Genomic DNA, 6,587 nt, shown 5'->3' with positions numbered 1-6,587 from the left:
CAAGCAAAAAGTAACCTATATTCTTTGGGATACTGAAACAATCGTCCTCGTTTTCGAGGTCATATTCGATTTTGATCCGCCTGCGTACAGGTTTTCCCTCAATCAGGTCTGAGAGGCTTTCAATAATCGGTTTTCCATCCCTGAATGACTGTCGCAGCCGGCCAAGATAGTCCGGCTTTCCATCGTCATAACGTGACAGTGGACCAATATTGCGGACAAGCCGCCGTCTACATTTCGAATTGCCGTCTTCATTGACGCGATATGTCTCCATAACCCGAAGATAGTCTGTGCCATTGTTTTTGAAAAGTTCTATAAACATGTGCACCCCCGTAATATATTGTATATGTCTACTTAATAATACCATGAATATCCATCAAATGCAAGCAAAAAACCGCGATTTTCCGCGGTTTTTTGAAGGTTTTTTTCAAAATTTAAATCATTGTTCTGTTAAACTTGGGTGGTTTTTAACTGCGCGTATTTATATGTTATAATAGAAAAAATTGTCTTTCCGGGAAGAGAAGATGTACCCTGATTATCCTGTTTTTGTTTATGTGAGAAAAGTATTTGAGGAACAACACCCGGACAGCAGGATTTACCTGGTGGGGGGCTCTGTGCGTGACCTTTTACGGGGCTGTGCAATCAAGGATTTCGACTTTATGGTCGAGGGAGACGCCTTTGCTGTTGCTGAAAGCCTAGCCCGGGAGCTGGGAAGCAAGCTGGTGCTCAACGAGAAACTGTTGACCGCTTCTTTGCCTAGCAGGTGGGGACCAGTAGATTTCGTGCGGGCACGGCGGGAGACATATCCTTTTCCCGGGGCCTTGCCCGAGGTGGAGCCGGCGGGCTGTGAAGAAGACTTGCTGCGGCGTGACTTCACAATCAATGCACTTGCCTTGCCGCTTCTGAAAAACGGGTGGGGGGAGATTATCGATCTTGCAGGAGGCGGCAGCGATTTGCAGGAAGGGCTGCTGCGCGTTCTGCATGAAAACAGCTTCCGCGACGACCCTACCCGCATCCTGAGGGCCATTCGGTTTAAATGCCGGCTGGGTTTTCGCCTTGAAAAAAAGACACGCGCCTTGCTCCAGCGCGACTGGAAGTTTTTAAAATGCGTTTCGCCGGCCCGCAGGCTAAAGGAGTGGCAGTTGATTTGCCAGGAAGAAAATATTTCTGCGGTTCTTTTTGAAATCCGCGCACTGGGGGGGTGGCCGCATTTTTTTAGGGGGCTGTCCTTTAACCAATCTGCTGTCTCTGGGCTTTCTGACATTATACTGCCCGGCCGACCGCAAGATTTTCGTCCCTGGTTTTTCTTTTTGCTGCATCTTTTAGCCGCACAGGCCGAAGCGCTTGCAGTTTTAGCCGATTACTGGGGACTGACCGTAAGGGACATCGTGGGCATGAAAGACACCCTGGAGCTTTTGGCGGGCGGCAAAGAAGCATTTCCCTTGAAAGGGCGGGAATTCAGCCGGGCAGTGAAGGAACTTCCCCCGGAAGGGGTGTACTTTCTTTATCGAGAATGGTTTAATGGGAGCAAGAGATGGGAAGTTTTTTACCAGGAAATAAAATCAACCAGCATTAGCATGCCTGTAAACGGTCATGACTTGCTCCAATTGGGGGTTCGTCCCGGTCCGGGGTTGGGGCGGCTCTTAAAAAGGCTGGAAGATTATTTCCGGGCCGGTAGCTGGGTTACCCGGGAAGAGGGAATAAAAATGGCCAGGCTTATTTTGGCAGGTAAGGAGGACGAGAATAATGACGTTTGACTTAACAGGTTTTCTGATCAGTGTACCGGCGATCCTTGTGGCTATAACCGTGCATGAATTTTCTCACGGCCTGGCGGCTCACTTCCTGGGAGACCCCACCCCCAGACGGCAGGGGCGCCTGACGCTTAATCCCCTGCCGCACCTTGATGCATTAGGTACTTTGATGCTGCTGGTGGCCCATTTTGGCTGGGCCAAGCCGGTGGAAATCAACCCGTTTTATTTTAGAGGAGACCGCCAGAGGGGAATTCTGCTGGTGAGCCTGGCAGGCCCCTTCTCCAATCTGGTGGTTGCTTTGCTGGGGGCCATATTGTACAATCTATTTAATGTCGGCACATATTTTGCCTCATTTATAATCACCCTGGTAAGCATAAATGTCTACCTGGCCCTGTTCAACCTGATCCCGGTGCCTCCCCTGGACGGCTCCAGGATTCTGACAGGGCTTTTGCCCCGCCGCATGCACGGGTTTATTTATCAGTTAGAAGCTTACGGGCCTCTTATCCTGGTTCTGCTGATCTTGACCAATATCACGGGACTGGTACTCATGCCCGCGGCGAGAGCGATAATTATCACCCTTTTTCAGGCAGGACAATTTGTTGCTGCTTTCTAGACGAGGAGGTAAACCATGAAAAAAGGCGTAATTTTCAGTGGAATGCGGCCCACGGGCAGGCTGCATATCGGTCATTTGAGCGTGCTGGAGAACTGGGTAAGGCTCCAGGAAGAGTACCGCTGCTTTTTTGGGATAGTCGACTGGCATGCCCTCACCACCTCTTTTGAGAGTACCGCGGAAATCCAGGATAATATCCGGACAATGCTCTTAGACTGGTTGAGCGTGGGTCTGGACCCTGAAAAAAGTCCCCTTTTTGTCCAATCCCAGGTTAAGGAACACGGGGAGCTTCATCTTTTGTTCTCGATGATCATCCCTCTTTCCTGGCTGGAGAGAGTGCCCACATACAAGGACCAGATTCAGCAGCTCGGCAGCCAGGGGAAAGACATTTCCACTTATGGATTTTTAGGGTATCCCGTATTGATGGCGGCGGATATTCTTATTTACCGGGCCGATACGGTGCCCGTAGGCGAAGACCAGCTGGCCCACGTCGAGCTGTGCAGGGAAATCGCCCGCCGGTTCAATCATCTTTACGGGACGGATTTGTTCCCGGAACCGCAGGCCAAACTGGCCAGGGTTTCACTCTTACCCGGGGTGGACGGCCGGAAAATGAGCAAGAGCTATAATAACGACATACCGCTCAGCGCTTCCAGGGACGAGATTCTGGAAAAGGTGCAGATGATGGTAACAGACCCCGGCCGCATCAAAAAAACGGACCCCGGGAAACCGGAGGTGTGCATCGTTCATACCTACCAGGAGATTTATAATCGCGGGGAGGTTGAGGAGATTCGGAAAGCCTGCCGGGCGGGCGAAACCGGCTGTGTGGCTTGTAAAAAACGCCTTGCCGCCGTACTTGACGACCTGCTGACTCCTATTCGGGAAAGAAGGAAGTATTACGAAAGCAAACCCGGCATGCTGCGGGAAATTCTTCTTGCCAGCGCTGAGACGGCGCGCCGGGAAGCGGCTAAAACCCTGGAACTTGCCCGTTTAGCCATGAATGTTTCTTTGAAGGTTTAGTGTGGTGAGGTCATGGTTTACAAGATTAAGGTGCCTGTTTTTGAAGGACCCCTGGATTTGCTCTTGCACCTCATTGAAAAGAATGAAGTGGATATTTACAACATTCCCATTGCCTTAATCGTCCAGCAGTACCTGGAATACCTGGCCCTTGCCCGGGAGGTTGACCTGGAGCTGACCAGCGAATTCCTCCTGATGGTCTGCACTCTCCTGGCCATCAAGGCCAGGATGCTTTTGCCCAGGCATGCGGCCTCTTCAGAAGAAGAGGAGGAGGAGGAAGACCCGCGCCGGGAACTGGTGGAAAAACTCCTGGAATACAAGATTTACAAAGAGGTGGCCGGGGAATTCAGGGAAAAGGAGATTCTCTGGTCAAAAGTATTCTGGCGGGAGATTGATGAGGCCAAGCTGCTCAAAGAATTTCCGCCTCTAAATCCACTTGGAACGGTGACTATGGCTGATCTTTTTACCGCTTACAATCATGTACTTCGAAAATATGAAAAAAAGAGGGAAGTTGTGTCCATAACTCGGGACGAAATAACGGTCCGGGAAAAAATCGAGTATATTCTTAACCGTTTGTATAAAAAACCGTCCGGGCTTTCTTTTAAAAGCCTTTTTTCCGGGATGTCCAGCCGGAGCGAAGTCATCGTGACTTTCCTGGCGCTGCTGGAACTGGCGCGGCGCGGCACCGTCATGCTCAGGCAAGCCCACCTTTTTTCCGACATCCTGATTTTTTTAAATGAGAGCAAAGGGGGAGAGGACAGTGCCGACTCTGTTTCCGGATGAAGCAAAAAGCGTTATTGAAGCCCTTTTGTTTGTTTCCGGCGACCCCCTGACGGCAAAAGATATTGCCGAGATATTGTGCCTGGAAGAAAAAGAGGTGCTAAATTTTTTAAAGGAGATCAAGGCTGACTGCGAGAAGGAAAGAAGGGGTTTTTGCCTGGTCGAGGTGGCGGGAGGTTTCGCTTTTTCTACCAGGCCCGAACATGCCGCGCATATAGAAAAGCTGGTCAGGCCTCGCCTGTCTTCTCTTTCCCAGGCGGCGCTTGAAACGCTGGCCATCATTGCCTACCAGCAGCCGGTTGCCAGGAGCGAGATTGAGGAAATCCGGGGTGTTAAGTGCGAGAGCGCCATTAACACTCTTTTAGAACGCGGGCTTATTGAAGAAGGGGGAAGAAGGGAAACGCCGGGGCGCCCTATTCTTTACAGGACAACGCCGGATTTTTTAAAATACCTGGGGATCAGGTCGCTGGAAGACCTCCCCGCCCTCAAAAGAATAGAAGCAGAGGAACCAGACCGGGAAAACCAGGATTGAGCCGGTTGGACAAAAGACCCTACAGGGGTCTTTTTTTGGTTAAACTAGATACTGGCAATTTTTTTTCGGGGAGGGCGGCCTGTGCCGGTCTTTTTTAGGGAAAACTGGTTTTATATTGCAGGGGCTGTCGTCTTGATAGGTTTTTGCTTTTTTCCCGTAAAGCTCTATCTTCGATTTTACCGTTTTCCGGGGCGGTTTATTGTTAATTCTCGTTTTGTTTTCTGGTTTATTCCCCTTGAGGTGAACCTGGTTAATCCAGTGACCAAGATGTTTTGGAACCTTTCCCAAAACAGGCCGTGGAGGGAAAAGGCCCCTGCCGACCTGCCGGCCCGCAGAATCCGCTGGCCCCGTGTGCTGCGGCGGGCAAGGCAGGCCGGACGGATAGCAGCGAAGGTGTGGCGGGGGGCGAACCGGCTTTTTATAATAATGGGCAAGCGCATTACTGTAAAGGAATTGAATTTGTACACGGAAATCGGCCTGGCAAATCCAGCGCACACAGCCCTTTCGGCCGGTTTGATATGGTCGCTGCTGGGGGTTATATACAGCCGCATGTCGGCTTTTTTCAACATGCGTTCGACCGGCAGTAATTTTAAAGTGGTGCCCAATTACCGCGGGGACAATTTGCTGGTCGTGGACTATTCCTGTATATTTGAATTCCGCATGGGCCATATTATTATTATTATCATTTACCAGGTTATTAAAAACGGTGCGGAAATATACACACTGATAAGGAGGATAAGCAAGTGAGCGATCATCCAATTGAAGGGCTGATGAAGACAGCCATGGAAAGCATCAAGGAAATGGTGGACGTCAATACCGTGGTGGGTGATGCCGTGGAAGCGCCCGACGGCACAGTCATTATTCCGGTTTCCAGGGTAGCCTGCGGGTTTGCGGCGGGAGGAAGCGAGTTCAGTACGGGCACAGAAAAGAAAGAGGCGGCTGGTCTGCCTTTCGGCGGTGGGAGCGGCGCCGGTGTTTCAGTCCAGCCTGTAGGTTTTCTGGTGGTCGGCCAGGGACAGGTCCGGCTGATGCCGGTGACAGGACACAACGCTTACCTGGAAAGGCTAGTGGAGATGGCCCCGCAGGTAATTGAGAGAATACAGGGCGTTATTGACGGCTTCAAAAAAAAACCGGCTGCAGAAGCCAGGGCGGAAAACCCGCCGACTGTTAAGGAAATACAATAACGTTTTTGTTCTAGGGAGGTATGCTTTTTCATAAGTTATACCCGAAGGGTGAAAAACGCGGCGCAAGCCGCCGTTCCACGTATTCCTTAGATTCCGAATAATATGAAGAAAAAGACCTGGAGGAGAAATTATGATCAACCTGATCTGGGCGGCGATGATCTTGTCGGGGATTATCATGGCGGCAGTAAAGGGAAAGCCTGAGGTCATTACCCAGTCCGCTTTCCAATCCGCCCAGGCGGCGGTGAAGTATTCTCTGGAGCTGGCAGGCATAATGAGTTTCTGGCTGGGGATGATGAGAATTGCGGAAGAGGCGGGTCTGGTGGCGGCCTTTGCCCGGGTTTTGAGACCGCTCATGCGGCTGCTCTTTCCTTCGGTGCCCCCTCAGCACCCGGCCGTGGGCGCCATGGTAATGAACCTGAGCGCAAACATCCTGGGACTTGGGAATGCTGCCACTCCCTTCGGTCTTAAGGCCATGCAGGAACTGCAGAGCATCAATCCGGCAAAGGAAAGGGCAAGTCCGGCCATGTGCACGTTCCTGGCGATAAACACAGCCTGTATTACCCTGATGCCCACCATGATTATCGGTATCCGGGCAGCCGCTGGTTCGGCCGATCCCACCGAAATCGTGGGGACCACTTTTTTGGCGACGGCAGCAGGCATGTGCGCGGCTGTGCTGGCTGACGGTGTTCTGCGCATGATTTACGGCAGGAGATGACGGG

Annotated in this window: 9 protein-coding genes; 8 read left to right on the top strand and 1 reads right to left on the bottom strand. The window is 51.4% G+C overall.

The window, feature by feature from the left end:
• On the bottom strand, nucleotides 1-319 hold a 319-nt coding region (locus NUV48_12235; GenBank protein MCR4442907.1), incomplete at its 3' end, for a hypothetical protein.
• Between the two features lie 202 nt (nucleotides 320-521).
• Between NUV48_12235 and NUV48_12230 the strand changes: the two genes are divergently transcribed.
• The 8 genes from NUV48_12230 (at nucleotide 522) to NUV48_12195 (ending at nucleotide 6,583) form a co-directional block, all read left to right on the top strand.
• The gene (locus NUV48_12230; GenBank protein MCR4442906.1) at nucleotides 522-1,754 is read left to right on the top strand and encodes a hypothetical protein; all 1,233 of its coding nucleotides are present in this window, start codon (nucleotides 522-524) and stop codon (nucleotides 1,752-1,754) included.
• Nucleotides 1,744-2,361 carry a site-2 protease family protein gene (locus NUV48_12225; GenBank protein ID MCR4442905.1) on the top strand — a complete coding sequence of 206 codons (618 nt, stop codon included), beginning with the start codon at nucleotides 1,744-1,746 and terminating at the stop codon, nucleotides 2,359-2,361. Before NUV48_12230 ends, NUV48_12225 begins: the two co-directional genes overlap by 11 nt.
• Before the next feature lie 15 nt (nucleotides 2,362-2,376).
• A complete protein-coding gene (gene trpS / locus NUV48_12220; protein MCR4442904.1) occupies nucleotides 2,377-3,375 on the top strand; it encodes a tryptophan--tRNA ligase in 999 nt (332 codons plus the stop codon).
• Between the two features lie 12 nt (nucleotides 3,376-3,387).
• Nucleotides 3,388-4,155, top strand: a complete 768-nt coding sequence (locus NUV48_12215) for a segregation/condensation protein A (GenBank protein MCR4442903.1) — start codon at nucleotides 3,388-3,390, stop codon at nucleotides 4,153-4,155.
• Nucleotides 4,133-4,684, top strand: coding sequence for an SMC-Scp complex subunit ScpB (gene scpB, locus NUV48_12210; GenBank protein MCR4442902.1), 552 nt, complete (start codon nucleotides 4,133-4,135; stop codon nucleotides 4,682-4,684). Before NUV48_12215 ends, scpB begins: the two co-directional genes overlap by 23 nt.
• Nucleotides 4,685-4,765: 81 nt before the next feature.
• Complete coding sequence (locus tag NUV48_12205; protein MCR4442901.1) at nucleotides 4,766-5,431, top strand: DUF2953 domain-containing protein; 666 nt, start codon at nucleotides 4,766-4,768, stop codon at nucleotides 5,429-5,431.
• Nucleotides 5,428-5,868 carry a GerW family sporulation protein gene (gene ytfJ, locus NUV48_12200; protein ID MCR4442900.1) on the top strand — a complete coding sequence of 147 codons (441 nt, stop codon included), beginning with the start codon at nucleotides 5,428-5,430 and terminating at the stop codon, nucleotides 5,866-5,868. The genes NUV48_12205 and ytfJ overlap by 4 nt, the downstream gene beginning before the upstream one ends.
• 130 nt (nucleotides 5,869-5,998) lie before the next feature.
• Nucleotides 5,999-6,583, top strand: coding sequence for a spore maturation protein (locus NUV48_12195; protein MCR4442899.1), 585 nt, complete (start codon nucleotides 5,999-6,001; stop codon nucleotides 6,581-6,583).
• The last annotated feature ends 4 nt before the right edge of the window (nucleotides 6,584-6,587 follow it).

The organism is Peptococcaceae bacterium (assembly GCA_024655825.1).
Lineage (GTDB): Bacteria > Bacillota > Peptococcia > DRI-13 > PHAD01 > JANLFJ01.
The sequence above is the reverse complement of the archived record's forward strand: the minus strand, read 5'-3'. Positions and strand labels throughout refer to the sequence as shown.

Bases quoted from the DNA above. Each gene is read 5' to 3' on its own strand.
- NUV48_12230 (MCR4442906.1), top strand. From the start codon at position 522: ATGTACCCTGATTATCCTGTTTTTGTTTATGTGAGAAAAGTATTTGAG.
- NUV48_12225 (MCR4442905.1), top strand. From the start codon at position 1,744: ATGACGTTTGACTTAACAGGTTTTCTGATCAGTGTACCGGCGATCCTT.
- trpS (MCR4442904.1), top strand. From the start codon at position 2,377: ATGAAAAAAGGCGTAATTTTCAGTGGAATGCGGCCCACGGGCAGGCTG.
- NUV48_12215 (MCR4442903.1), top strand. From the start codon at position 3,388: ATGGTTTACAAGATTAAGGTGCCTGTTTTTGAAGGACCCCTGGATTTG.
- NUV48_12195 (MCR4442899.1), top strand. From the start codon at position 5,999: ATGATCAACCTGATCTGGGCGGCGATGATCTTGTCGGGGATTATCATG.